Genomic DNA, 23,014 nt, shown 5'->3' with positions numbered 1-23,014 from the left:
TTCCGCGCTGCGGTTGCGCAGCGCACCAACCAATGTCCAACAGGAGTACCGCATGTCCCAGTCCGACAGCACCATGCACGGCGTCGCGCAGGAGTTCTACTGCGAGCACCGGGCACGATCACGGGTGGTCGCGCTCGTGACCATTCCCGGTCGCCTCCCGGTCCTGACCGCCGTGACGACCGTGACCGACCCGGTCGCCGCCGAGGCAATCGCGCAGGCACTCACCGCACTGGCCGGTGAAGCCGATCATGCCGCGGCGGCCGAACGTCTCGAAAGCATCGTGTCCGTCCTCTCCGACACCACTGGCGCCCAGGTCCGCGCCGCCGCCGAAGCAATCGCGCTCGAAGCGACGCCCGTCTGCACCGCGGTGACACCAGGCGAAGTCAACGCCTACATCAAGTACCGGGAGACCGGCACCGAGCCGTGCCAACAGCTCGAAGGCATCGACGATCTTGAACCAGTCGAGGTGCGCATCACCAGTGAACTGCACCTGCGGGTGACCGCGCCCGCCGACCTCATCACCTCGGCCACCGCCGCCGGTTGGTGCCCCGACCCGGACGAGGACGACCCCCTCGCCCACGTGCGCGACGCTGCCCTTTACCTCGCCGGACCCCCACGCGTCCCCGCCGGTACCCGCCTGATCGACCACCGCAGCGACACCCTCGACCTCGACGCCGCAGCATGCCACCAGGAAACCGACCAGATCGACCTCGCTCCCGCAGCGGTCCCGTTGCTTGACCCCCGCCAGCCCCTGTTCCTCGCACCCGAGACCGAACAGGACTGAACCACTGGATACAGCCCGCCCCTGCCTCGGCAGGACGGGCGCCTCCAGTCACGGCCCGCACCCACAAGGTGCGGGCCGTTTCCGTGCACATCACAACGCCATCACTTCCAGAAAGGCACCAGACAGATGAACCAGCCAACGCCGTGAGCACCCTCGTCGGGGCCCGCCACCGCATCCCGGTGACGCAGCTCCTGCGCGAGACCGCACTCAACGTGCTGATCCTCTCCCGCATCGCCTCGGGCCGCGTCCCCGACAAGCTCCGCAAGGACGACATCGAGGCCGCGGCCGACCACCTGGTCACCCTGCTTCGCCACGCGGCTTGGGAGCTGTCCGTCCCGGAGTCGGACGCCCAGCCGTCCAAGGAAAAGGAATAGGCCCGAGCCGCCAATTCGGAACACACCACCGGGCCGAGCAGCCGCGAAACGCGGCCGCTCGGCCCTTTCCCGTGCTACACCACTTCAACAAGGAGAACCATCATGTCCAATCCGATCGACTGGGGCATCAGCCTCGATGACACCGACAGCACCCGCGCCGAACCGGCCGCGCTCATCCCCTGGGTCCCCTACCTGCTGGGCGGACCCGCGCAAGAAGATGCGCTCGCGTTCATCGGATGCCGGAACACCTACCCGGCGCTGTGCAGGGGCCTGTTCTTCCACCAGCCGCATCTCGATGCCGACATCCGCGAGGAGGCCGCCGCGATTCTGACCGATTACGTCCGCCTGGGCATGGACACGGTCGTCGTCATCGGCTACTGCCCGCGCGAGCGACTGTCCGGTCTGGTTGACCACGGCCCCGCCCCAGCGGACGCTGAAGGGTACGAGGTGTTCCCGGACCTGAACGCGGTCATCCTGTGCGATGACAGCGACGAGGGATACTGGCAGCGCTCGGACGGCTCCGAGGCGACCTGGACGCGTCTGGACCTCGACGAGGGCGACCTCATCGACGTCCGGATCGAGGCGATGCATGCCGGCTACCACGCCTGGCAGCCGACCGGCGTCATCGACGCCGTCCACGGCTTCGAGACCGACAACGAAGCCCAGACCCCCGCGGCTGCGGCGCTGCCTGTCGAGCAGGCGCTGAGCCTACTCGAGCGCCTTCATACCGAAGCGATCCTCCCGACGCCGGCCGAGGCCGCGCAGCTCGGCGCGGCCCTGCTCGATTGCCGCGTTCTCGCCGCCGCCGTCGACCAACTCGCGGACGATATGCCGCGGCTGGACCTGTGGGTGTGGGCTAACCGCCTCACTCCGTACGAGGAGAAGGGGTTCCTGGCGGGCATGACCGCACTCGCCCTCCAAAGCGCCAGCCGCGGGCCTGCCGCGCGCGACGCCATCGGCCTCCAGCTGGCCGTCACCGACGACCACCGGACACAGGTGCTCGACCGCGCACTGCAACAGCGCCGACCGATGCGCGAGCTGCGCGAACTCGTCGCGGCCCGGTCGTGGGAGTGCGACCGGCTCTGCTGCCAGGAGACCGGCCAATGACCACACCGCCCCTTGAACCGATCGACCACTTCGCGAGCGCGAAAGTACTCCAGTCGGCCCTGCGGTTCCATGCGGACCTGCCGGTCGTCCTCGTCTGCGTCATCCGGCACCGATCCGCCGTCACCGGAGGGCACTGGCACTCGATGCCGCTGCTGCCCGGCGCCGAGGAGACCCGCCGGGCCCTGGCCGAACACCGTCCCGGCTGCGCCGTCGAGGAGTTCGCATACCACTGCCTGCACCAGGCCCAAACTAGCGAGATCAAACCGATCGAAGGGCTCATCGGGATCGCGGTGCGATACGCCTCGACGACCATCCCGGTCCGGCTGCACGCATACCGGCAACGGCGGTACCCGCCGCCCGAAGTCCCGGTCACCCTCGACAACGCCATCTACGGCCACCCGGGCGCCGTCAAACGCACCGAAGCGTGGGCGGCGTTTATCGACGGCGTGCACCACCATGCGACCTGGACCGGCTGCGACCGGCTCGACCGCCACCCGAACTGGGACGTGATCCCACCGCTCGGACACATGACGGGCCAGCTCATGCTTCGCAAAGACCTTCAGCAGCTCGCCCGGATCCACGCCGGACTCCCCGTCGAAGGGAACATCGAACCCTAGAAACCGGGTGGAGCGCGGGCACTAAGGGTGCCCGCGCTCCACCCCTGCCTGATCCGGGAGCGGACGGCGACTACCGCACGGCCCGGCCTGCCGGGACCGACCGCATCCGCATCAATGGTCATTTTCTATACCCAATTAGTCCTAAATGGACATGATGTAGATGATCCACCAGGTCAGCAGGAGTGATGGCCCGTACGGCGGCAGCCTCGACCCACCGTGGAGGAGCCGTGCAGCAGCCCCTGCGAGTCCGGTCAGCAACATCGCGAAAGCGACGGCGCACACCGCCAGCCACCATCCCGCGGCCCCGGTCAGCGTCAGCGCGGCGAGGGCGGCAAGGGCGACATCGCCGCCGCCAGCGCCGCCATTCGAGAGCAACGCCAGCACGATCATGACTGCCGCGACCGCGAGGGCCGTGACCAGGCTGCGCGCGAGGTCGGCAGTGAAGGACAGCGCGAGGACCGCCACCGCAGCGGCAGCGCCGGTGTAGAGGAACGGGAGCCTGCGGGCGGCGAGGTCGACGACCGCCAGACCAGGCGCGACCGCAGCGAACGCGACCGCGCAGACCGCGAACGGAATCGTCGGCGCCAGGGCCGCCGCAGCACCGGCCGAGACCGCCGAGACGAGGACCACCCCGAGCAAGACCCACACCCGGAACCGTCGGCCTCGGCCCCGCCAGTCGCCGAGGTCGTCCGAGGAGCCGAGGGTCCAGGCGGCGCGGGCGAGTGCGGCTCCGGCCAGGGCCCCGCCGAGCGCAGCCAGGGCAGTCACCATCACGCCAACCTAGCCACTCCGGCGGCGCTCCCTGCCGGTTTCTCCGGTATCGGTTGATTCGTGTGCGGGGTTGTGAGGGTGGCCGCCCCGCACAAGCACCCTCACAACCCCGCACACGCGGGGGTCTAGGGGTATCTGAGACCCGGTGACGGCCAGTCGCCGCCATGAACCACCACGAACACCACCACCGGCAGCCCGCAGGTAGCGAGGGCATCGACGTACCGCTGAGCGTGTGGCCGGTCTGGAGCCAGAGCGACCTCGTCGGCCGCCTCGTCCAGCAGTTCACCGCACCCGACGAGATCGTGACGCTCCTGGGCGTCGAGGGCGTCGCACCCGTCACCGACCTGGGCCGCCACTGCATCGCCTATTGCACCCTCGAGGCGATGGCCCGCGAATACGAGGCCATCACCCGATCGGGCCAAACCGAGGGCATCGGCTACGTCCTCTCCATCGAAGACGACAACCTCGACCTGCCCGAGCACCTGCGCACCCGCACGACATCGGTGCTCACCATCTGCGACGACCGCGGCTGGGACGCCTCCACCTGGTGGGCGCTGGCCGAGTCCATCCCGGCTTGGGGGCTGCTCGCGGTGCTGTGGGACGGGCCCGCGATCTCGGCGATGGCCCGCTCCTCATGTGCGGGGTCCGGGCTGTCCTACGCCGGCCACATCGTCGCCGCCGAGTCCAGCGCGTTCGACCGCGCCGCCGCCACCGCTGCGGGCCTGGCCCAGGTCAAGGCGGGCGAGCCGCGGCGGTCGCACACCAACGTCGGCTTGTGGGCGCGCTACCCCGGCCGGATCGACGGGAGCAGCCTGTGAACGGCATCGACCGACTCTCGACGCTCTGGGCCACCGGGCAGATCCTGCCGCGCGTCCAGCGCGGTGACCTGTACGCCTCGGCATCGCGGGCGCATCCGGCGAAGATGTGGCCGCACACCGCCGCACACGCCGTCGCCGCATTCTCGCGTCCCGGGGACTGGGTCCTCGATCCGATGTGCGGGATCGGCACCACAATGATCGAGGCCATCCGGCTCGGTCGGGCGGCGGTCGGCATCGACTGCGAGCCCGACTGGGTCGCCGCCGCGTCCGCGAATCTCCACCTGGCCAAGCAGGCGATTCCCGGTGTGAAGGGGAGCGTGCGGCTGGGGGACGCGCGCAGGCTCGCGCGGCATGTGCCGCGGCGTCTGATCGGGAGAATCGACCTCGTGGTGACCTCGCCGCCGTACGGCAAGGCCGCGCACGGGCGGGCGTTCACCCGCCGCGAGACCGGCGGGGCCATCGCCAAGCGCGACTACACCTACAGCACCGGACGACCCGATCCCCAACAGCTCGCGCGCGCCGACCTCGGCGGGCTGCTTGAGGGCCTGGGCGAGGTCTTCACCGGCTGCCACCGGGTCCTCAAACGCGGCGGCATCATGGTCCTCGCCTGCCGTCCGTTCGCCCACGCTGGCATGCTCGTCGACTTCCCGGCCGAACTGACCGACGTGTGCCAGCAGATCGGCTTCCGGCTCCAGGGACGCTGCGCCGCGCTACTTGCCGAGTGGGATGCCGACTTCGGGTTGCGGCCGATCCACTCGTTTTTCGGCCTCTACAACACCCGTGCCTCGATCGAACGAGGCCGACTGGCGCTCCTGCGCAGCCATGAGGACCTCCTTGTCTTCGTCAAGGAGGAGACGTGAAGCCGGGGTATGCGCGCGGCGACGACCACGGCGTCTCTGGTACTGCCGTCGCCAGAGCGCAGACAAGGCGGGGTGAGGGTGCGGCGGCTTCGGATGGGGCAAGGGCGCTGCTGCTGGAGTCGGCCCAGCGCTACGCGGAGCAGATGGCCGATTCGCCCGTTCTCGACTATCTGGCCGGGTGCCGGGGCATCACTGATCCGGTGCTCATCGGGCGGCTCGGTCTCGGGTTCGTCGGCAAACCTTCGCCGGGGCATGAGCGGTTCCGCGGGATGCTGTCCATCCCGTACCTTCGCTATGACGCCATGGGATCGACCGTCGCGACGATCCGGTTCGCCTGCGCCACCGACGGATGCGCGCATGAGCACCACGACCAGACCACTTCGCTGCCCGGCCATGAGCCGCGCCTGTACAACACCCGCGACCTGTACGCGCGGGTCGACGAACTGTGTATCTGCCTGGGCGAGTGGGACACCATCACCGCGCTCGCCAGAGGGCTCCATGCCGTCGGTGTCCAGGACGCTGAGGGATGGAGGCCCTACATGGCCCGGGCGTTCCGGGGATACAAGAAGGTCATGCTCTTCACCCGGGCCGAGGATCGGGGCCGGTCGATGCGGTGGGCGAACGAGGTCGCCGCGCAGATCCCCACGGCCGTCATCGCGCCGTTCCCGAACGGCTCCGAGCCGGGCACCATCCACACCGGATAGGCCACCTGCTCCTGGCGCGCGGTTGCCGCCGTCCGTGTGCGAGCGGTTTCGGCGCCGCCCGCACACGGACGGCGGCGCTCGAGGCGAGCGCCGCCGCTTTCGTCGCCGAATGCCTATTCAGCCGAGTCGATCGCCGCTTCGTCCTCGCAGAGCAGGCGCTGCCCGTGCTGGACGGCCATGGCCCGCTGCGCCAGCAGCACCGCTTGCGTCTCCTCGTCCACAGTGAGCGGGAGCAGCCTGCCGCGGTAGTCGTAGACGTGGACATACTCTTCGATGGGCGGCTTCTTCGAGGTCTTCCCGGTCGGGAACACGACGATGTTCGGGAACACCTGCGCCAGGATGTTCTTCTGGGCCTCGATATCCAGGTCGTTCCACTCGCGGAGCACCTGCTCCCAGGGGACCGCGGTCAACACCGCCGGGGCCTTGGCTTCCACATCGGCCTCGCCGTCTTCCTCAAGCTCGGCGAGTTCCTTCTTGGCGCGGGCCTCACCGGCCAGGAACGCCCGTTCGGAGATCAACCCGGAGAAGAACATCTCGCCCATCTTCTCCTGCGTCCCTTCGATCTCTGCCCGCTTGGCGGCCTTCGCCTCCGCCTGGGCCCGGACCTCCGCCACGTCCTCCTGCCCGCTCGCCAGGAACGCCTCGTACTGCTGCGGGGATCGCAGATACCTCATGAGCAGCTCGGTCACGTAGGCGTCGATCCGATCAGCGCGCACCGACGTGTGCTGCTTCCCGCAGCACTCACGGCGGCACACGTAGTACAAGTGCCCGCTCGCCCAATGCGAGCGCAGCGGAAGGCACTCCTCGACCGGACCGCACTGGTAAAGGCCCGAGCCCAGGTACCGCTTGTGGTTGCCCTTCGCCGACAGCGTCCGGGTCAGGACTGCTTTCATCGCCTCCCACTCCTCGCGCGTGACGATCGGCTCCCAGTTGCCGGGGGTCAGCTCCGCAAGCCAGGGTGCGACTGGCTCCGGCGCGCCGTCATAGAGGTACGTGGTGCGCTGGTAGGCCCGCATCCCGCACACTTCCGGCGCGAGCAGCGCCGCCTTCACCGTGTCCCAGTCGTACGGGTTGCCCACGGTGTTGGTGAAGCCTTCCGCGTTCCAGCGGCGCGAGACTTCCGCCAAGGCCCCACCCATCCCCAAGATGTAGGCGTACGCGTCACGGATCGCTGCCGCCCGCTCCGGAACGATGATGTAGGAGGTCTTGTCCTCGGTCTTGGCGTACCCGAACTTCGCACGCCCGGTCGAGGGCATCCCCTGGCGGACACGTTCAAGTTCGGTCAGGTTCCGCTTCTTCGCCATCTCCTCGACGTTGGACCGGTTGATGCCCACGCGGATACGCGCATTCAGGCGCCCGCCAGGGTTCGACAGGTCGAAGTGCGAGTCGTGAGTGAGGTAGATCGGGAACTCTTTCGAGTCCAGGAGGTCGATGAGGTCTTCGAGCTCACGGGGGAGGCGGTACAGGCGCTCGCTGTCGCGGCAGACCGCCCGCGCAAGCACGCCTGACTTGAGGGCCTCGACCATGCGGGTGTACTCCGGGCGGGGCTTGCGCGGGTTCGAGGCGCTGACGCTCTGGTCCAGAAACAGCGCAACATTGACCCAACCGCGGGTCTCGCACTCCTTGAGTGCGTTGATGATCTGGTTCTCCAGGGAGAGCGTGTCGTCCTCACCGGGCCTGGGAGAGCGCCGGACGTAGATCGCGGTGACCGACCCCGGCGCGGCCTCAGCAAGCTGCTGCGGCGTCCAGATGAGGTGCCGGTATTTGATCGAAAGATCATTTTTCGGGCTATAACGCCTGGTCTTGGGCTTGGTTCCCATGGTGTTTCCTCCTAGAATCAAGGATACGTCGTCTGATCTGATGTATCCACACCACCGGCTGGTCGGTCGAGAAGACCGGCCCCGGTCAGGCGATCATCACCCACCACGACCACACCGCCACCGGTGATGACACCGGGGCTGACACCCAGGCCGGGCAGGCCAGGGAGTGCGGGTGCTCCGACTGGCGCACCGATGCCGACATGGACACCGAAAACCAGGACACGGACTGGGATGTGTTCCCGACCGGGCTCTACCGCAGCGAATGGTCGAACACCCTCAAACCCGACCTGGACTCACGAGCCGAAGAGGCCGAGAGGCAACGAGCCCTCGCCGCCATCCGAGCAGCCAGAGCCAAATGCCGAACACGCTTCACACCCCAGGCCAAAGAGCCTGCACCGGCCGAGGCGAGCGGACCGACCGCACCGCCACCGCCCCCGCCTGCGGCCAGCCGTCGGGAACCGATCCCGGTCGGCAGCCCAGGAGACCCGCCCTTCTGAACCCGCCCGCCCCGGACCAGCCAACCAGGGCGGGAGAAGGAAAGGGAAGGCACAGGCACATCAAAACCCCAGGCCCGGCGTCCAAGCTGGGCCGCCTCCAACATCTCTCCGTCGCCGCCAAAGAACCCGCGCCCCATCACAACCCGCCAGCCACAGCACCCGACCCCACCCTCCCACTCACCCCGTTGTCGCTGCCGCCTGAACCTCAACCGAATCCGACCAGATGGCCGCCCCGCAACGATCAGCCGCAAATCCTGCCTGCAAATTTTGGACACAAATCTTTGCTGCCGCACACAACTACTGTCGGCGACCTCGTAGGTACCGATCACGGCTATCGGCCTCTACCATGAGGTTTCCCACCGAATCGTATGGAGGTCCCATGGCGGACTCACGGCTTGCGAAGTGGTACATCACCGCTGAGCTCACCGCACTTCGCGCAATCCTTGGACTGTCGGAGGCCGGGCTCGCAAGAGCACTCGGAGTCAGTGCCGCCACGATCAGGAACTGGGAGAGCGGAAAGACGGTTCCGCTGAGGTCTGTCGCAAAGGACATCGGCCAGATGGCCGGTGTCGAACAGAGTCGCATCGACTTCCTGTGCTTCGTGATCGACAACTACAAGGTGCCGGGGCTGGTCGCCAACTTGCACACCAGGAATGTCCGGATGATCGAGCAGGCCGAGCGAACCTATGGATACATGTTCAAGTACGAGTCGACCTTCATTCCCGGACCATCCCAGCTCGACGGGTACCAGCATGAGGTCCTCCGCCAACCCGGCAGTGAAGAGCAGAAACGCAAGCAAGAGCGCGGGCGAACTCTCAGGGCTCGGACCGATGCCAAGGTCGACATGCTCATCGAATACAACGCCCTTCGCCACCTCCGCGGTATGACGCATTGGGATCGACAGATCGAAGCGCTCATCAAGGATTCCGAGCGACCGGACTGGGAGATTCGGGTTATCGATGGCGCGCATCCTGCCGCGCGAGGCAGCTTCGACTTTTACAAGCCCGATGGATTGCCCCAGGCTGGACCGGCCTTCGTCTATACGGAATCGCTCGATCAGAGCCGTTACATCGAAGATTCCTCCTCGCTAGCCAACGTCCTAGATTGGTACGATCAGCTTCGCAACGAGGTCTGGAACCTCGGAAGGCCGATCAAGGAGATCTTCGATGGTGGAATACAGCTCCTGGCGTAAGAGCAGCCGTAGCGGCGGTGGGGCCGAAGCGAACTGTGTCGAGACCCGGAGTGCCGGTTCGGACTTTCAGGTCCGGGACTCCAAGCTCGGTCAGGAGTCCCCCGTGTTCGGCCTCCGGGCCTCTGACTTCTCCGCTCTGCTCAGCGCTGCCGGCCGCTTATGCGGTGACGATGTCGCCCTTCAGCGGGAGGAGTTTCCCAGCGATGGCGCCGATCGTCTCGTCATCCACCCCGGCCTCCGTCAGGGACGCCGCGAGGTGGCCCACGACCAGGTCGAAATGGTCCGAGGTGATGGCGAGCCCCTCGTGGGCCTTGCCCATCGAGCGGCCGCTGTAGGGCCGGGTCGCCCCCAGGGCCATGCCCACGAAGCGGGCCTGGTGCTTCTTCAGCCGGTCGACGTCGGTGTCCGCGAAGTAATCCTTCAGCTCCGGGTCGCCGAGGACCTTCCCGTAGAAGATCTCCACGACCGCTTCCACGGCGGCGTCGCCGCCGATGCGCTCGAAAATGATGTCAGGTGCCTGCAACTCGCTCATGCCACCACGTTCGGGGCGCAGTGATGCGAGCCAGTGACCGGGCCGTTCGCTCCGAGTAACTTCCCGCGCAGGGGAAGCGGTCCGGGATCGTGCGGTCAGCGGCGGGTGATCGGCTCCTGCGGATGCAGCCGCGCGGCGTCGGCCGCCGCGAGCCCCGCGAGATGGCCTTCGTAATTCGTGATCCGCGTGGAGCGCCCGAACTTCAAGCGCGGGAACAGCTCCTCGGTGCGGGCGTCGACGCGGTCGTCACGCTGGCGCATCACCGGGACCAGGTCGGTACCGGTCTCCTCGGCGACCTCGCGGGCCGTGTCGTCGGCCGATTCGCGCAGGCGCTCGCCGATGCGCATCGCGAACGACGCGAGGAACGACTGCCGGAACGACCTGGTCTGCGACTTCCCGCGCTTCGCCGACACCGACCCGACCCGCGCCATCGCGGAGGTCGCCTGCACCAGCAGCGAGTGGTACAGCAGCTCCACCGAGCGCAGGTCCTCGCGGTCGCCGATGAGGGTCGTGAACCCGCCGTCGGGCCAGTACACGGACCGGCAGTGGTTCGCGTCGGCGATCTGCGCGAGCAGCTCCGACTTCGGCCCCTCGTAGGGTCGCTCGATCACCACGCGCAGCGCCTCGGGCTCGCGCTTGTCCTGCCCCGCTTCGGAGAGCAGGGCCTCGTTGATGCTGTGCCGGGCGATGAGCTGCTGGGCCTTCGCGGTGAACGCCTCCGCTTCGGCGTCGGAGTCCGTGGATTCGGCCTTCGCCAGGAGCGCCCGGATCTTCTCGTACGCCTTCGACGACTCGGCCACGCCGAGGCGGTGCGCGATCAGCGGCGTCCCCGGGAGCGGCTCGACGCGCGGGATCTTCGGGAGCCCGCCGAGGCAGTCGAGCGCTTCGAGCACTTCCGACCACGCCACGATCCGGTCCCAGCGGCCAAGGCCCGCAACGGCTTCGGCGATGTTCGCGTACGGCGAGGCCGCGGCGAGCTCGTCGCGGTGGGCCAGCCACCGGTCGCTCAGCTGCGTCTCGGTGTAGCGATTGAGCTGTCCGCGCATCATGACCGCCCCGGCCCGCGCTGCCTCAGGGCTCAGGGCCTTCTTCAGCGCGCTGGTGACCTCGCGCGGCATCCAGCCCCACTCCCAGGCGCGGAGCACCGCGTCGTCGCCGAGCTCGCCGAAGACGCGTGCGAGCGCGGCGGGCCAGCCCGCCTCGTCCGATGCGCCTTCGAGTCCCGAGGCGGCGTCGACCCAGTCGACGCCCGCGCTCATGGCGCGCTGGAGGACGCCCAGCACGGCGTACCTCGCGCGGCCCTCGATCGGCAGGGCGTTCAGCTCGTCCGGGTTCACTGACCCTCCGGACCGATGGTGCGGACCCGCCTGGTGAGGTCGACGCGCGCCGCCCAGTCCGCCGGGTCGTCTGAATAGGACACTTCGACGAGGGTGAGGCCGTGCGGGCCGACCACGTGGACGTCGTTGGCGCGCTCGCCGATCGTGAGGATCGAGGCGAGCCAGGCCTCGTCGCGGCGGCCGTCGCCGACGGCGAGGGCCGCGCCCACGAGGCTGCGGACCATGGAGTGGCAGAACGCGTCCGCGCGCACGGTGGCGACCGCGGTGCCGTCCTCGTCACGCGCCCAGTCGTACTGGAGCAGTTCGCGGATCGTCGTCGCGCCCTCGCGCTGCTTGCAGAAGCCCACGAAGTCGTGCTCGCCCAGCAGGGCCTGCGACGCGGCGTGCATCCGCTCGACGTCGAGCGGCCGCGGCCATGCGAGCGTGTCGAGGCGCCGCAGCGGCGTCACCCCGTAGACCGCGTCGGCGACCCGGTACCGGTACCGGCGCCACCGGGCCGCGAAGCGGGCGTTGAAGGTGCGGTCGACGGCCTCGGCGGAGACGACCCGCACGTCGGGCGGCAGGATGCCACGTAGCCGCCACAGGAGCCGCTCGCGCAGCTCCTCCCATTTCGCGGTCGGCACGTCCACATGGACGACCTGCCCGGTCGCGTGGACGCCCGCGTCGGTGCGCCCGGCGACGGTGAAGTCGGCGATGTCGCGGAACAGCAGTTCGAGGGCCCGGATGACCTCCGAGGCGACCGTGCGCAGGCCCGGTTGCAGGGCCCAGCCGGAGAACTCGGCCCCGTCGTAGGCGACGCCCAGACGCAGGCGCGTCATGTCCTCCATACCGGAAACCCCTCCTGAAAACAGAACCGCGCGCAGAGCGGATGCCCTGCGCGCGGTCCGAAGCCGTACTAGTCGACGAGCTCGATGATCGCCATCGGCGCGTTGTCGCCCTTGCGGTTCCCGGCCTTGATGATCCGGGTGTAACCGCCCTCGCGGGCGGCGAAGCGCGGGGCGACCTGCTCGAACAGGTCGTGCGTGGCGTCCTTGTTGCGGAGCTTGGCCAGCGCCAGGCGGCGGTGGTGCAGCGTGCCCTTCTTGCCGTACGTGATGAGACGCTCGGCGTAGGGGCGCAGGCGGCGGGCCTTGGTCAGCGTCGTGGTGATGCTGCCGTGCTCGAACAGGGAGGCCGCGAGGCCCGAGAGCATGAGCTTCTCGTGCGCCGGGGAACCGCCCAGACGCGGGCCCTTAGTGGGCTTAGGCATTTCTTACTCCTCTTGGTTTGACGCGGCCGGCCGTCTTACGGAACCGACCGCCGTATTCACGCGGCTCTTAGAGCTGCTCGGTCTCGCGGAGGTCTTCGCCGTCGTCCTCGTACTCGTCGGACTCGGCGACCGGCGACCCGCCGTAGGCCACAGCGGCCTCGCTGGGGTCGAAGGTCCCGGGGGAGTCCTTGAGGCTCAGGCCCATGCCGGCGAGCTTCATCTTGACCTCGTCGATCGACTTCTGCCCGAAGTTGCGGATGTCGAGCAGGTCCGCCTCGGTGCGGTTGATGAGTTCGCCAACGGTGTTGACGCCCTCGCGCTTGAGGCAGTTGTAGGACCGGACGGTCATGTCGAGGTCCTCGATCGGCAGGGCCAGATCGGCGGCGAGCTGCTGGTCGGCCGGGCTGGGCCCGACGTCGATGCCCTCGGCCTCGGTGTCGAGCTCGCGGTACAGGCCGAACAGCTCCACCAGGGTGGAGCCGGCCGACGCGAGCGCGGTGCGCGGCGTCGTGGAGGCCTTGGTCTCGACGTCGACGGTGAGCTTGTCGAAGTCGGTGCGCTGCTCGACGCGCGTGGCGTCGACCGAGTAGGCGACCTTCAGCACGGGCGAGTAGATCGAGTCGACCGGGATGCGGCCGATCTCGTTCGTGTCGGCCTTGTTCGCCGGGGCCGAGACGTAGCCCCGGCCGCGCTCCACCACGAACTCCATGTCGAGGCGGCCCTTCGAGTTGAGGGTCGCCAGCTTGAGCTCGGGGTTGTGGACCTGCACGCCCGCGGGGGGCTGGATGTCGCCGGCGAGGACGTCGCCGGGGCCTTCCTTGCGCAGGTACATGGTGGCCGGCTCGTCGTTCTCCGAGGAGACGCAGATCTGCTTGACGTTCAGCACCAGTTCCACGACGTCTTCCTTCACGCCGGGGATGGTGGAGAACTCGTGCAGGACGCCGTCGATCTTGATCGACGTGACCGCCGCGCCCGGGATGGACGACAGCAGCGTGCGCCGCAGCGAGTTGCCGAGCGTGTAGCCGAAGCCGGGCTCCAGGGGTTCGATGGTGAACTTGGATCGGGTCGGGCTGATCTGCTGCTCGGTGAGCGTGGGCCGCTGAGTGATAAGCACTGTGCGATGTTTCCTTTGTTCGGGGCGCCCGCTATTTGACGCCTAGACACTTGGATTGTTGAAGAGCTCCGTTGAAGCGGGTCGCGACTGGGTTCTCGAAGAACCTAGACGCGGCGGCGCTTCGGCGGGCGGCAGCCGTTGTGCGGCTGGGGGGTGACGTCGTTGATCGAGCCGACCTCAAGGCCGACGGCCTGAAGCGAGCGGATCGCGGTCTCGCGGCCCGAGCCCGGGCCCTTGACGTAGACGTCGACCTTGCGCATGCCGTTGTCCATCGCGCGGCGCGCGGCGGCCTCGGCGGCCATCTGCGCGGCGTACGGGGTCGACTTGCGCGAGCCCTTGAAGCCCACCTGGCCCGAGGAGGCCCAGGAGATCACAGCACCGGTCGGGTCGGTGATCGACACGATGGTGTTGTTGAAGGTGCTCTTGATGTGGGCGTGCCCGTGGGGCACGTTCTTCTTCTTGGCGCGCGGGTTCTTGGATCCGCCGCGAGTCTTCGGTGGCATCAGATGGTCTCCTAACGTGCCTTCTTCTTGCCCGCGACGGTCTTCTTCGGACCCTTGCGAGTACGGGCGTTGGTCTTGGTCCGCTGACCGTGGACCGGAAGGCCGTAGCGGTGACGGAGACCCTGGTAGCAGTTGATCTCGATCTTGCGGCGGATGTCGGCCTGCACCTCGCGGCGCAGGTCGCCCTCGACCTGGAAGTGCTCTTCGATGTAGTCGCGGAGCTTCACCAGCTCTTCGTCGGTGAGGTCCTTGACGCGCTTGTCGCGGTCGAGCTCGGTCGCCGCGATCGTCTCAAGCGAACGGGTGCGGCCGATGCCGTAAATGTAGGTGAGTGCGATCTCCAGGCGCTTGTCGCGCGGGAGGTCCACTCCAACCAGGCGTGCCATGGCGGCGTACTCCTAGTGTCGTTCGGAGGTCTGACCACTGCCTTCTCGCCGGGGTCATTCGTTCCCCTGCCCTGACGGGCGATGCGAGCCACGGCCTCCGAGCCGTGGGTTGTGCTTGCGCACTGGCGGCGGCTTCCCCTTCTGGGGCCTTGCTGCTGGCGTGTGTGCTGCTTAGCCCTGACGCTGCTTGTGACGCGGGTCGGACGAGCAGATAACCATCACTCGTCCGTGCCTGCGGATCACGCGGCAGTTCTTGCAGATCACTTTGACGCTCGGCTTGACTTTCACGAGTCCTACTTCATGTAGTCGTCAGGTCAGCGGTAACGGTAGACAATCCGCCCGCGCGACAGGTCGTACGGCGAGAGCTCCACCACGACCCGGTCCTCGGGGAGGATCCGGATGTAGTTCTGGCGCATCTTGCCGCTGATGTGAGCGAGTACTTTGTGGCCGTTGGTGAGTTCCACCCGGAACATGGCGTTCGGGAGGGACTCGACGACCTTGCCTTCAATCTCGATGGCACCGTCTTTTTTCGGCATGTCCTCCGCTACCGTGACAACTCGGTCTGAAAACCCCGCACGTCTAGCTGGTGTGCGGAGCTACTGGCACGCCTGTCCGAGGCGGGAAGCTTCGGGCGGGCGAAAGAACGATGCGGCCGTCCCTCGAACGGTAGAGCGCCAGGTGCGGTCGGCTTGCGACCGCGGGGCGGCCCGACCAGGGACGCACTGCACCACTGAGCGAGTTTACTCGCGCCCGAGAGCCGTCTACCAGGGGGTTGACCGTGACGGAGGGCACTCGGGCGACGCCTGAACGCCGCCGGACCGGCGCGCGGCCGGCCTCGGCGGCGTTCAGTGCACGCTCAGGCTGTTACTTCGAGTAGTACTCGACGACGAGCTGCTCGTCGCAGATCACGGGGATCTGCTTGCGCTCGGGCACCGACAGGAAGCGGGCGATCAGGCCTTCGAGGTGGGCCTCGATGTAGGCCGGAGTCTGCTCGCCGGCCCACGCGCCCGCGGCGGCGAGCTGGAACGGCGTGGTCTCGCGGGACTTCTTGCGGACCTGGACGAAGTCGCCGGCCTTCAGGCGGTACGACGCGATGTCGACCTTGCGGCCGTTCACCGTGAAGTGGCCGTGGTTGACGAACTGCCGCGCCTGGTAGATGGTGCGGGCGAACCCGGCGCGGAGCACGAAGGCATCCAGGCGGGATTCGAGCAGGCCGACCAGGACCTCACCGGTCTTGCCGGGCTTGCGCACGGCCTCGGCGTAGGCGTTCCGCAGCTGGCGCTCAGAGATGTTGTACTGAGCGCGGAGACGCTGCTTCTCGACGAGCTGGTTCTTGTAGTCCGATTCCTTCTTGCGGCCGCGGCCGTGCTGCCCCGGAGGGTAGGGACGGCGCTCCATGTACTTGGCGGCCTTCGGCGTCAGAGCGATGCCGAGGGATCGGGAAAGCTTGACTTTCGCCTTAGCTTGCAATGATCTCTCCAGTAATTCATGCGTTGCCCCGCTGGATATCGCGAGGCGGAGTACGTCTCTGACCAGCAGAAACGCGTGAGTGTAGCGCGCTCAGGAGTGCACCTGGGGGTTCCCGGGGCCTGGCGCGCACACGGTGATGCGGTGACTCCGACGCCACCGAAGGCGGCGCGAAGCTCATGACCAGGTTACTTGGCGTCCTTCTTGTCGCCCACCCGGGCCGCCGCGAGAGTGACCAGGCGCTCCACGAGGTCGCCGTAGGAGACGCCCGCGGCGGCGAACGCCTGCGGGACGCCGCTCATCGGAGTGAGGCCCGGCATGGTGTTGACCTCGTTGAGGTAAACGGTCCCGTCGGGCGCCAGGAAGCAGTCGACCCGCGCGAGGTCGCGGCAGTCGAGGAGGCGGAAGACCTTGCGGGCCAGGTCCTGCGCGCGCTCGGCCACGCCTTCCGGATAGTCCGGGTGGAGGTTGAACGGCTCGGGGTTGTCGAGGTACTTGGCGTCGAAGTCGAACCAGCCCTCCTCCCCCATCGCGAGGACTTCGAGCGGGAAGGTGATCTCCAGGTCCCCGTCGAGGGTCTCCAGGACCCCCATCTCGATCTCGCGCACGTCTTCGAAGGAGGCCTCGAAGACGACCTTCTCGTCGACCTCGCGGGCCTTGACGACCGCTTCGGCGAGCTCCGCCGCGGACTTGACCTTGCTGATGCCGAGGCTCGATCCGGCCCGCGCGGGCTTGACGAAGATCGGGAGGCCGAGCTCGTCGATGACGGCGTGGGCGTCGAGCTCCTCCCCCGGCTTCAGGACCGCGAACGCGCCCTGGGGGACGCCTTCGGCCGCCAGGAGTCGCTTCGAGAACTCCTTGTCCATGGACAGGGAGCTCGACAGCACGCCCGAGCCGACGTACGGCAGGTCGGCCATCTCGAAGAGGCCCTGGATGGTGCCGTCCTCGCCGTAGGGGCCGTGGAGGACCGGGAAGGCGATGTCGGCGATCGGCTGGGCGCCGGGGCCGAGGTCGACGGCGACGGACTTGCCGGCTTCGGCGGTGACCTCGGGGAGGGCGTCGGCGGCGTCGATCGCGAAGAGGGAGTCGGCGGGCAGTTCGACCCATTCGCCGGTGCGGGTGATGCCGATGGAGGTCACGTCGAAGCCGCGTTCGCGCAGCGCCTTGGCGACCCCGGAGCCGGAGGCGCAGGAGACGGGTTGCTCCACGCTGCGCCCGCCGAAGAAGACGGCGACGGTCGGTTTAGTCATTGTCGGACCTCAAACTGTCGGTTTCTGGTTTGGTCTCGCGCCCCATGAGTTCGGCGACCGCGGCCCTGGGGTCGAGCCCTTCGTGGCAGACCCGTTCGACGGCGTCGCAGATGGGCATCTCGACGCCGACCTTCCGGGCGAGGTCGGTGATCGAGCGGCAGCTCTTCACGCCCTCGGCGGTCTGCTTGGTGACGCGCGCGGCCTCCTCCAGGGTTGCCCCGAGGCCGAGCTGCTCTCCGAAGGTGTGGTTGCGGGACAGCGGCGAGGAGCAGGTGGCGACGAGGTCGCCGAGGCCCGCCAGCCCTGCGAACGTGGTCGGGTCGGCGCCCAGGCGCATGCCGAGGCGGGTGGTCTCGGCGAGGCCGCGCGTGATGATCGTGGCCTTCGTGTTGTCGCCCAAGCCCATCCCGGCGGCCATGCCGTAGGCGAGCGCGATGACGTTCTTGACGGCGCCGCCGAGTTCGCAGCCGACGACGTCGGTGTTCGTGTAGGGCCGGAAGTAGCCGGTGGTGACGGCCTTCTGGATGTCCACGGCGCGGCCGTGGTCGATGCAGGCGACCACCGAGGCGGTCGGCTGCTGCTCGGCGATCTCGCGCGCGAGGTTCGGGCCCGACAGGACCGCGATCCGCGACTCGGCCGCGCCGGTGACTTCGGCGATCACCTCGGTCATCCGCTCGGTCGTGCCGAGCTCGATGCCCTTCATGAGGCTCAGGAGCGTCGAGTGCGGTTCGAGGAGCCCGGACCATTCGGCGAGGTTGCCGCGCAGGGTCTGGCTCGGCACGGACAGGACCACGAGGTCGGCGCCCGCGAGCGCCTCGGCCGGGTCGCTGGTCGCGGAGACGAGCGCGGGCAGTTCGATGTCGGGGAAGTAGTCCGGGTTGCGGTGGTCGGCGTTCACCGCCGCCGCCACGGACTCGCGCCGCGCCCAGATGGTGACCGGCGTCCCGGCGTCGGCGAGGATCTTGGCGAAGACGGTCCCCCACGAACCGGCTCCCATCACGGCTGCTTTCACTCAGAAGACTCGCTTTCCTCGGGTCGGTGCTGCCGGGGGTCGAACAAGGGGGGTGCTTCCTGGCCGCGGACCTCGGCGAGGCCGGCGCGGAGGGCCTCCATGATGCGGTCGGCGACCGCGGCGAGGTCCTCGCGGGTCGGCTCCTTGCCCAGCCAGGGGGAGAGGTCGACGGCCGGGAGGGCCCGGACGGTGACGTCCTTGCGGCCGAGCTTGAACTTCGGGTCGCGCTTGCGGTCGTGGATGCCGAGGGCGCCCCACTGGACGACCGGGATCACGGGCGCCCCGGATTCGAGGGCGAGGCGGGCGACGCCGGTCTTGCCGCGCATGGGCCAGCGGTCGGGCTCCTTCGTCACGGTCCCTTCGGGGGCCATGATGACGACGTGGCCCTGGGCCAGCTGGTCCTGGAGGACCCGGAGCGAGTCGGCGGCCTCGGCGCTGCCGCGCTTGACGGGGATCTGCCCGGCGCGCTTGAGGATCGGGCCGATCACGGGCACGTTGGTGATCGACTCCTTGAGGAGGAACCGCGGGTGGCGTCCGGCGTTGTACACGTAGTGGACGACCAGGAGCGGGTCGATGTCGGAGTAGTGGTTCCAGACGAGGATCGCGGGGCCGGTGAGCGGGACGTGCTCCATGCCGGACCAGGTGCGGCGGGTGAGCCCGAGCATCCCGCCCTTGACGATGTTGGCGTAGACCCGGACGTCGGGGGTGATGCGGTCGCCGCCGCGGCGGCGGAAGGTGTACTGCGCCTCAGGGCTAGGCTCGCTCACCTGCTGGCTCGCTTTCTCGGGGGGCGCGGGCCGCATGGGCTCGGCCTGTGCCGTTGTGTACGGGATCGTCAGTGCAATGCACTCTAACGTCCCGAGCGGGGCGCTCGGGCGACGGGAAGCGGAGCGTGGGGTTTGACTCCCCGGACCGGGGGTACGGCTCACGCGGCGTGAACCCGCAGGTACGCGCCGCGGTGGACGGCGCGTCGGCGGGGACCCGCGGGTTGCGCCGAATCCGTTATGATGTCATCATAGAGTCAAAGTGACATCTAGCCGGTCGGCCGAACCCAGTCGATCCGGAATACGACTCGACTCGGAGTGAGTGACATGAACTGGCGTCTCTTCGGCTGGCTCGCGGCCCTGTTCGGCGGTGCCATCATCGCGATCTGGCTCGTGGCGACCGTCATCGGTGCGGCCTTCGCGTTCCTCGGCGGTCTCATCAAGTTCGCGCTCGTCGTCGGCATCATCGGTGTCATCGGCTGGTTCGCGTACAAGGGCTACAAGGCGATCGGCGGGTCGGAGCGCCGCCAGATCCGGAAGTAGCCCTAGCGCCCGAAGCCCTCGTGGTCCATGCTGAAGCCATGCAGGGCACCGTCTCGATCTTCAACGAGGACGCCTCCGGCGAGGCAGTTCTGGACAACGGCCGCCGCGTCGCCTTCGACGCGGCGGCCTTCGCCGTCTCCGGGCTGCGCTTCCTCCGCCCCGGACAGCGCGTTTCGCTCGAAACGGACGAAGCGGGGGAAGTGGTCGCGGTGCGCATCTTCACGATGCACGAGTAGCCCCCTGCGGGGTCCTCCGCGCGAGTGGCGAGCTTCCCCCAGGTGGGTGCCTCCCAGTACGGTATGAGCGTGAGCGGTACGCAGAGGCGGGTGGCCGCCGCCGGCGGCCTGTTGTGGCGCAACGGCGAGCGCGGTCTGGTCGAGGTGGTCGCGGTGTGGCGGCCCGTGGTGGGGAACTGGTCGCTGCCCAAGGGCAAGCTCGACCCCGGTGAGCCGGCGCTCGCGGCCGCGTGCCGCGAAGTCGAAGAGGAGACCGGGATCCCGGTCATCCCGCAGCTGTGGCTGTGCCGCGCCGAGTACGTGCTCCCCAACCCCGCCGGGGACGTGCACAAGCACGTCGACTACTGGTCCATGCGCACCGAGAAGCCCGACGCGGTGTTCACCGCCGACGACGAGATCGGCGAGCGCCGCTGGCTCACCCTCGCCGAGGCCCGTGAAGCGCTGACGCGGCCGCGGGACCAGCAGGTGCTGTCGGCGTTCGCGGCGCTGCCCGCGGTCACCTCCACGGTCCTCCTGGTGGCCCCCGCGGAGGTCGAGCAGGACTGGGACGGGCCGGTCGTGACGCGGCCGCTGAGCGCGCGCGGGCAGGATCAGGCGGTGCGGCTGGCCGCGCTCGCGTCGCTGTACCAGCCGGACCGGGCGTTCACGGCGACCGGGCGGGCGAGCGTGCAGACCGTGGAGCCGATCGCGCAGGCCGTGCGCTGCACGCTGACCGGCGACTCGGTGTTCGACACCGAAGCGCACGAACGCAACCCCGAGCGCTCCAGCGCGCGCCTGCGCGAGCTCGCGGGCGGCGGCGGGGCCGTGATCGTCTGCGCCGAAGCGGAGGTCGTGTGCGACACGGTCGCGATCCTCGCCGACGAGGACGGCGTCGACGCCCCTGACGTGTCGACGCGTCCGGGCGAGGCGTGGGTGCTGTCGCTGTCGGGGCAGAAGCTCGTGGGGATCGAGCGGCTGTAGCGGCGCGCTAGGGTTGCCTCCGCCATCGGATTCCGGCGCCGGAGTGCGCCTTCACAGGAGGTAGGCCCGTGCCTGAGCGCGCCCCACTGCACAACTGGGCCGGGAACATCGCGTTCTCCCCCGCCCGGTTCGAAGCGCCCGCGACCCTCGACGAGGCGCGCGCGGTCGTCGCCGGAGCCGAGCGGGTCCGCGTGCTCGGATCGGGCCACTCGTTCAACGAGATCGCCGCCTCCGACGACGTGATGCTGTCGCTCGCAGGCATGGAGCCGTTCGCGGAGCTGGACATCCTGAAGGGCACCGTGCGGGCCGCGGGCTGGCTCACCTACGCGGCGCTGAGCGCGGCCGTGCACCGGGCCGGGTTCGCGCTGCACAACATGGCGTCCCTGCCGCACATCTCGGTCGCCGGGTCGATCGCCACGGGCACGCACGGCTCCGGCGACCGCAACGGGAACCTCGCGACCGCGGTGGCCGCGATCGAGTTCATCGGCCCCGACGGGGAGCTGCGCACCGTCAGGCGCGGCGAGGAGGACTTCGCGGGCTCGGTGGTCCACCTGGGGGCCTTGGGGGTCGTCCACTCGGTGACCCTGGACCTGCTGCCCGCGTTCGAGATGCGCCAGTACGTCTACGACGGGCTGCCGCTGGAGGCGGTCCTGGCGAACTTCGACGAACTCACGGGCGCCGCGTACTCCACGAGCCTGTTCACGCCGTGGGGCGCCGAGCCCGAGTTCCAGTTCTGGGTCAAGCAGCGCACCGCGGACCAGACGCACCCGTTCCCGCCGTCCAGCCGCTTCGGTGCGCCCCTGGCGGACGGGCCGCGCCACCCGGTGCCGGGCGTGGACCCCGAGGCGTGCACGGTGCAGCAGGGCCAGACGGGCCCGTGGCACGAGCGCCTGCCGCACTTCAAGCCCGAGTTCACGCCGTCGTCGGGCGACGAGCTCCAGTCGGAGTACCTGATCGCCCGCACCGACGCGGTGGCGGCCCTGAAGGCCCTGGCGGGCATCGGGGAGCGGCTCGGGTCCGTGCTCCAGATCTGCGAGGTGCGCACGATGGCCGCGGACGACCTGTGGCTGTCCCCCGCGTTCGAGCGCGACACCGTGGGCCTGCACTTCACGTGGACGAGCGACGAGGCGGCGGTGCGGCCTGTGGTCGGGGCGCTTGAGGCGGCATTGGAACCGTTCTCTGCGCGGCCCCATTGGGGGAAATTGTTCACGATACCAATGAATGAAATCGGTTCGCGTTATCGGCGAATGGGCGACTTCGCGAAACTGCGCGCCCGCGTCGATCCAGAGGGGAAGTTCACGAATGGCTTCTCCGCGGGACTGTTCGACTGAAAGCAGCGAGGGCATTCAGGCGGCTCCTGAATGCCCTCTTCCCCGTGCGAGTCGGACGGGTGCCCCACCGTGCCCCGAACCGGTTCGGGGCACGGCATAAGCTGCGCCCGCGCTTCGCGGTCTTCTTCGCCGCGGTCTTCTTGGCCGTGGCCTTGGTGGCGGCCTTGCGCACGGCCTTCTTCGCGGTGCTGGCCTTCTTGGCCGGCGTCGCCTTCTTGGTGGCGGTCTTCTTGGCGGCCACGCGGCTCGTGGCCGTCGAGCGCGCCGCGGTGGACGCCGCGCGCGTGGTCTTCTTGGCGGCCTTCTTGGCCGTCGTCTTCTTGGTGGCGGCCTTCTTGGCCGGAGCCGACTTCTTCGCGGCCGGGGCGGACTTCGCCGCCTTGCGCTTGCCGGTCACGAGTTCCTTGAACCCGGTACCGGGCCGGAAGGCCGGAACGACGGTCTTCTTGACCTTGACCGCCTCACCCGTGCGCGGGTTGCGGGCCATGCGAGCAGCGCGCTGGCGCTTCTCGAAGACGCCGAAACCGGCGAAGGAGACTTTCTCCCCTTTCACCACCGCGCGCTGTATCTCGTCGATCGCGACATCCACGACTTCTTTCGCGGCGGCCCGGTCGCCAGTGCGAGCGGCGATCCGATCGACGAACTCTGCCTTGTTCACGAGTCCTACCCTCCCGATAAGGTTCTGGAGTCATACCAGCTTGTTAAGCGCACGTTATGACGTTTCGAGAGCGAAGGCAACTGTTTCCGCGAAAATCGACCCGTTGTGTCGCAAGGAATTTTTAATCC

27 protein-coding genes and 2 pseudogenes are annotated in these 23,014 nt (G+C 68.6%); 13 read left to right on the top strand and 16 right to left on the bottom strand.

Features of this window, described 5'->3' with window-relative positions:
- Positions 1-52: 52 nt before the first annotated feature.
- The 4 genes from WA640_RS05915 to WA640_RS05900 all read left to right on the top strand — a co-directional run bounded on the left by WA640_RS05915 (position 53) and on the right by WA640_RS05900 (position 2,882).
- Positions 53-784, top strand: coding sequence for a hypothetical protein (locus WA640_RS05915; protein ID WP_335986611.1), 732 nt, complete (start codon positions 53-55; stop codon positions 782-784).
- 143 nt (positions 785-927) lie between these two features.
- Positions 928-1,158: a hypothetical protein gene (locus tag WA640_RS05910; protein WP_335986610.1), complete on the top strand. Its 231-nt coding sequence runs from the start codon at positions 928-930 to the stop codon at positions 1,156-1,158.
- Positions 1,159-1,260: 102 nt separating this feature from the next.
- Positions 1,261-2,265 (top strand): hypothetical protein, encoded by a 1,005-nt coding sequence (locus WA640_RS05905; protein WP_335986609.1) that lies wholly within the window; start codon positions 1,261-1,263, stop codon positions 2,263-2,265.
- Positions 2,262-2,882, top strand: coding sequence for a hypothetical protein (locus WA640_RS05900; protein WP_335986607.1), 621 nt, complete (start codon positions 2,262-2,264; stop codon positions 2,880-2,882). The genes WA640_RS05905 and WA640_RS05900 overlap by 4 nt, the downstream gene beginning before the upstream one ends.
- Before the next feature lie 141 nt (positions 2,883-3,023).
- Here the strand turns inward: WA640_RS05900 and WA640_RS05895 are convergent, their stop codons facing one another.
- Positions 3,024-3,653, bottom strand: coding sequence for a hypothetical protein (locus tag WA640_RS05895; protein WP_335986605.1), 630 nt, complete (start codon positions 3,651-3,653; stop codon positions 3,024-3,026).
- A gap of 164 nt (positions 3,654-3,817) precedes the next feature.
- On the opposite strand from WA640_RS05895, the gene WA640_RS05890 reads away from it, so the two are divergent.
- The 3 genes from WA640_RS05890 to WA640_RS05880 are packed head-to-tail and all read left to right on the top strand — an operon-like array spanning position 3,818 to position 6,035.
- The gene (locus WA640_RS05890) at positions 3,818-4,471 is read left to right on the top strand and encodes a hypothetical protein (RefSeq protein ID WP_335986603.1); all 654 of its coding nucleotides are present in this window, start codon (positions 3,818-3,820) and stop codon (positions 4,469-4,471) included.
- Positions 4,468-5,331 (top strand): TRM11 family SAM-dependent methyltransferase, encoded by an 864-nt coding sequence (locus tag WA640_RS05885; RefSeq protein ID WP_335986602.1) that lies wholly within the window; start codon positions 4,468-4,470, stop codon positions 5,329-5,331. Before WA640_RS05890 ends, WA640_RS05885 begins: the two co-directional genes overlap by 4 nt.
- Entirely contained in the window at positions 5,328-6,035 is a 708-nt protein-coding gene (locus WA640_RS05880; RefSeq protein ID WP_335986601.1) for a hypothetical protein, read from the top strand. Before WA640_RS05885 ends, WA640_RS05880 begins: the two co-directional genes overlap by 4 nt.
- Before the next feature lie 113 nt (positions 6,036-6,148).
- On the opposite strand, the gene WA640_RS05875 is transcribed toward WA640_RS05880, so the two are convergent.
- A complete protein-coding gene (locus WA640_RS05875) occupies positions 6,149-7,855 on the bottom strand; it encodes a recombinase family protein (protein WP_335986600.1) in 1,707 nt (568 codons plus the stop codon).
- 876 nt (positions 7,856-8,731) lie between these two features.
- Between WA640_RS05875 and WA640_RS05870 the strand changes: the two genes are divergently transcribed.
- Positions 8,732-9,544, top strand: a complete 813-nt coding sequence (locus WA640_RS05870) for a Scr1 family TA system antitoxin-like transcriptional regulator (RefSeq protein ID WP_335986597.1) — start codon at positions 8,732-8,734, stop codon at positions 9,542-9,544.
- Positions 9,519-9,635: pseudogene (locus tag WA640_RS05865) on the top strand (DUF397 domain-containing protein); the annotation flags it as partial. The gene WA640_RS05870 and the pseudogene WA640_RS05865, both read left to right, overlap by 26 nt.
- Before the next feature lie 66 nt (positions 9,636-9,701).
- On the opposite strand, the gene WA640_RS05860 reads toward WA640_RS05865, so the two are convergent.
- From WA640_RS05860 to WA640_RS05800, 13 genes and pseudogenes are all read right to left on the bottom strand, one after another.
- Positions 9,702-10,076, bottom strand: coding sequence for a group I truncated hemoglobin (locus WA640_RS05860; RefSeq protein WP_335986596.1), 375 nt, complete (start codon positions 10,074-10,076; stop codon positions 9,702-9,704).
- Positions 10,077-10,171: 95 nt separating this feature from the next.
- Positions 10,172-11,413 carry a DUF2786 domain-containing protein gene (locus tag WA640_RS05855; protein ID WP_335986594.1) on the bottom strand — a complete coding sequence of 414 codons (1,242 nt, stop codon included), beginning with the start codon at positions 11,411-11,413 and terminating at the stop codon, positions 10,172-10,174.
- Positions 11,410-12,240, bottom strand: coding sequence for a tRNA pseudouridine(38-40) synthase TruA (truA, locus tag WA640_RS05850; protein WP_442904689.1), 831 nt, complete (start codon positions 12,238-12,240; stop codon positions 11,410-11,412). The genes WA640_RS05855 and truA overlap by 4 nt, the downstream gene beginning before the upstream one ends.
- 74 nt (positions 12,241-12,314) lie before the next feature.
- Positions 12,315-12,662 (bottom strand): annotated as a pseudogene (gene rplQ, locus WA640_RS05845) (50S ribosomal protein L17); the annotation flags it as partial.
- 67 nt (positions 12,663-12,729) lie between these two features.
- The gene (locus WA640_RS05840) at positions 12,730-13,776 is read right to left on the bottom strand and encodes a DNA-directed RNA polymerase subunit alpha (protein WP_106364992.1); all 1,047 of its coding nucleotides are present in this window, start codon (positions 13,774-13,776) and stop codon (positions 12,730-12,732) included.
- 104 nt (positions 13,777-13,880) lie between these two features.
- Positions 13,881-14,279 carry a 30S ribosomal protein S11 gene (gene rpsK, locus WA640_RS05835; RefSeq protein ID WP_091053358.1) on the bottom strand — a complete coding sequence of 133 codons (399 nt, stop codon included), beginning with the start codon at positions 14,277-14,279 and terminating at the stop codon, positions 13,881-13,883.
- 11 nt (positions 14,280-14,290) lie between these two features.
- Positions 14,291-14,665 (bottom strand): 30S ribosomal protein S13, encoded by a 375-nt coding sequence (gene rpsM / locus WA640_RS05830; protein WP_106364993.1) that lies wholly within the window; start codon positions 14,663-14,665, stop codon positions 14,291-14,293.
- A gap of 171 nt (positions 14,666-14,836) precedes the next feature.
- Positions 14,837-14,953, bottom strand: a complete 117-nt coding sequence (rpmJ, locus tag WA640_RS05825; protein WP_081913453.1) for a 50S ribosomal protein L36 — start codon at positions 14,951-14,953, stop codon at positions 14,837-14,839.
- 26 nt (positions 14,954-14,979) lie between these two features.
- Entirely contained in the window at positions 14,980-15,201 is a 222-nt protein-coding gene (infA, locus tag WA640_RS05820; RefSeq protein ID WP_026929479.1) for a translation initiation factor IF-1, read from the bottom strand.
- Positions 15,202-15,529: 328 nt separating this feature from the next.
- Positions 15,530-16,135 carry a 30S ribosomal protein S4 gene (gene rpsD, locus WA640_RS05815; protein ID WP_106364994.1) on the bottom strand — a complete coding sequence of 202 codons (606 nt, stop codon included), beginning with the start codon at positions 16,133-16,135 and terminating at the stop codon, positions 15,530-15,532.
- A gap of 185 nt (positions 16,136-16,320) precedes the next feature.
- Positions 16,321-17,382 carry a D-alanine--D-alanine ligase family protein gene (locus tag WA640_RS05810; protein ID WP_106364995.1) on the bottom strand — a complete coding sequence of 354 codons (1,062 nt, stop codon included), beginning with the start codon at positions 17,380-17,382 and terminating at the stop codon, positions 16,321-16,323.
- Positions 17,375-18,379 carry an NAD(P)H-dependent glycerol-3-phosphate dehydrogenase gene (locus WA640_RS05805; protein ID WP_335986579.1) on the bottom strand — a complete coding sequence of 335 codons (1,005 nt, stop codon included), beginning with the start codon at positions 18,377-18,379 and terminating at the stop codon, positions 17,375-17,377. Before WA640_RS05805 ends, WA640_RS05810 begins: the two co-directional genes overlap by 8 nt.
- An 11-nt stretch (positions 18,380-18,390) precedes the next feature.
- Positions 18,391-19,161, bottom strand: coding sequence for a lysophospholipid acyltransferase family protein (locus tag WA640_RS05800; protein ID WP_335986576.1), 771 nt, complete (start codon positions 19,159-19,161; stop codon positions 18,391-18,393).
- A 324-nt stretch (positions 19,162-19,485) separates the two neighbouring features.
- Between WA640_RS05800 and WA640_RS05795 the strand changes: the two genes are divergently transcribed.
- The 4 genes from WA640_RS05795 to WA640_RS05780 all read left to right on the top strand — a co-directional run bounded on the left by WA640_RS05795 (position 19,486) and on the right by WA640_RS05780 (position 22,228).
- Positions 19,486-19,701, top strand: coding sequence for a hypothetical protein (locus WA640_RS05795; RefSeq protein ID WP_106364998.1), 216 nt, complete (start codon positions 19,486-19,488; stop codon positions 19,699-19,701).
- Positions 19,702-19,739: 38 nt separating this feature from the next.
- Positions 19,740-19,937 (top strand): cold-shock protein, encoded by a 198-nt coding sequence (locus WA640_RS05790; RefSeq protein WP_106364999.1) that lies wholly within the window; start codon positions 19,740-19,742, stop codon positions 19,935-19,937.
- A gap of 69 nt (positions 19,938-20,006) precedes the next feature.
- Positions 20,007-20,897 (top strand): NUDIX hydrolase, encoded by an 891-nt coding sequence (locus WA640_RS05785; protein ID WP_181245824.1) that lies wholly within the window; start codon positions 20,007-20,009, stop codon positions 20,895-20,897.
- A 68-nt stretch (positions 20,898-20,965) separates the two neighbouring features.
- Complete coding sequence (locus WA640_RS05780) at positions 20,966-22,228, top strand: D-arabinono-1,4-lactone oxidase (protein ID WP_335986571.1); 1,263 nt, start codon at positions 20,966-20,968, stop codon at positions 22,226-22,228.
- On the opposite strand, the gene WA640_RS05775 is transcribed toward WA640_RS05780, so the two are convergent.
- Positions 22,194-22,886, bottom strand: coding sequence for an HU family DNA-binding protein (locus tag WA640_RS05775; RefSeq protein WP_335986569.1), 693 nt, complete (start codon positions 22,884-22,886; stop codon positions 22,194-22,196). The two genes, WA640_RS05780 and WA640_RS05775, sit on opposite strands and share 35 nt — an antisense overlap.
- Positions 22,887-23,014: the final 128 nt, after the last annotated feature.

It is taken from the genome of Glycomyces sp. MUSA5-2 (genome assembly GCF_037034145.1).
Classification (GTDB): Bacteria; Actinomycetota; Actinomycetes; order Mycobacteriales; family Micromonosporaceae; genus Glycomyces; species Glycomyces artemisiae.
Note: the sequence above shows the minus strand (reverse complement) of the source record. Positions and strands in the feature narration are given on the sequence as shown.

Coding starts and splice junctions, on each gene's coding strand:
- WA640_RS05915 (WP_335986611.1), top strand. CDS start 53: ATGTCCCAGTCCGACAGCACCATGCACGGCGTCGCGCAGGAGTTCTAC.
- WA640_RS05905 (WP_335986609.1), top strand. CDS start 1,261: ATGTCCAATCCGATCGACTGGGGCATCAGCCTCGATGACACCGACAGC.
- WA640_RS05900 (WP_335986607.1), top strand. CDS start 2,262: ATGACCACACCGCCCCTTGAACCGATCGACCACTTCGCGAGCGCGAAA.
- WA640_RS05895 (WP_335986605.1), bottom strand. CDS start 3,653: ATGGTGACTGCCCTGGCTGCGCTCGGCGGGGCCCTGGCCGGAGCCGCA.
- WA640_RS05890 (WP_335986603.1), top strand. CDS start 3,818: ATGAACCACCACGAACACCACCACCGGCAGCCCGCAGGTAGCGAGGGC.
- WA640_RS05875 (WP_335986600.1), bottom strand. CDS start 7,855: ATGGGAACCAAGCCCAAGACCAGGCGTTATAGCCCGAAAAATGATCTT.
- WA640_RS05870 (WP_335986597.1), top strand. CDS start 8,732: ATGGCGGACTCACGGCTTGCGAAGTGGTACATCACCGCTGAGCTCACC.
- WA640_RS05860 (WP_335986596.1), bottom strand. CDS start 10,076: ATGAGCGAGTTGCAGGCACCTGACATCATTTTCGAGCGCATCGGCGGC.
- truA (WP_442904689.1), bottom strand. CDS start 12,240: ATGGAGGACATGACGCGCCTGCGTCTGGGCGTCGCCTACGACGGGGCC.
- rpsK (WP_091053358.1), bottom strand. CDS start 14,279: ATGCCACCGAAGACTCGCGGCGGATCCAAGAACCCGCGCGCCAAGAAG.
- rpsM (WP_106364993.1), bottom strand. CDS start 14,665: ATGGCACGCCTGGTTGGAGTGGACCTCCCGCGCGACAAGCGCCTGGAG.
- infA (WP_026929479.1), bottom strand. CDS start 15,201: ATGCCGAAAAAAGACGGTGCCATCGAGATTGAAGGCAAGGTCGTCGAG.
- WA640_RS05810 (WP_106364995.1), bottom strand. CDS start 17,382: ATGACTAAACCGACCGTCGCCGTCTTCTTCGGCGGGCGCAGCGTGGAG.
- WA640_RS05805 (WP_335986579.1), bottom strand. CDS start 18,379: ATGGGAGCCGGTTCGTGGGGGACCGTCTTCGCCAAGATCCTCGCCGAC.
- WA640_RS05795 (WP_106364998.1), top strand. CDS start 19,486: ATGAACTGGCGTCTCTTCGGCTGGCTCGCGGCCCTGTTCGGCGGTGCC.
- WA640_RS05790 (WP_106364999.1), top strand. CDS start 19,740: ATGCAGGGCACCGTCTCGATCTTCAACGAGGACGCCTCCGGCGAGGCA.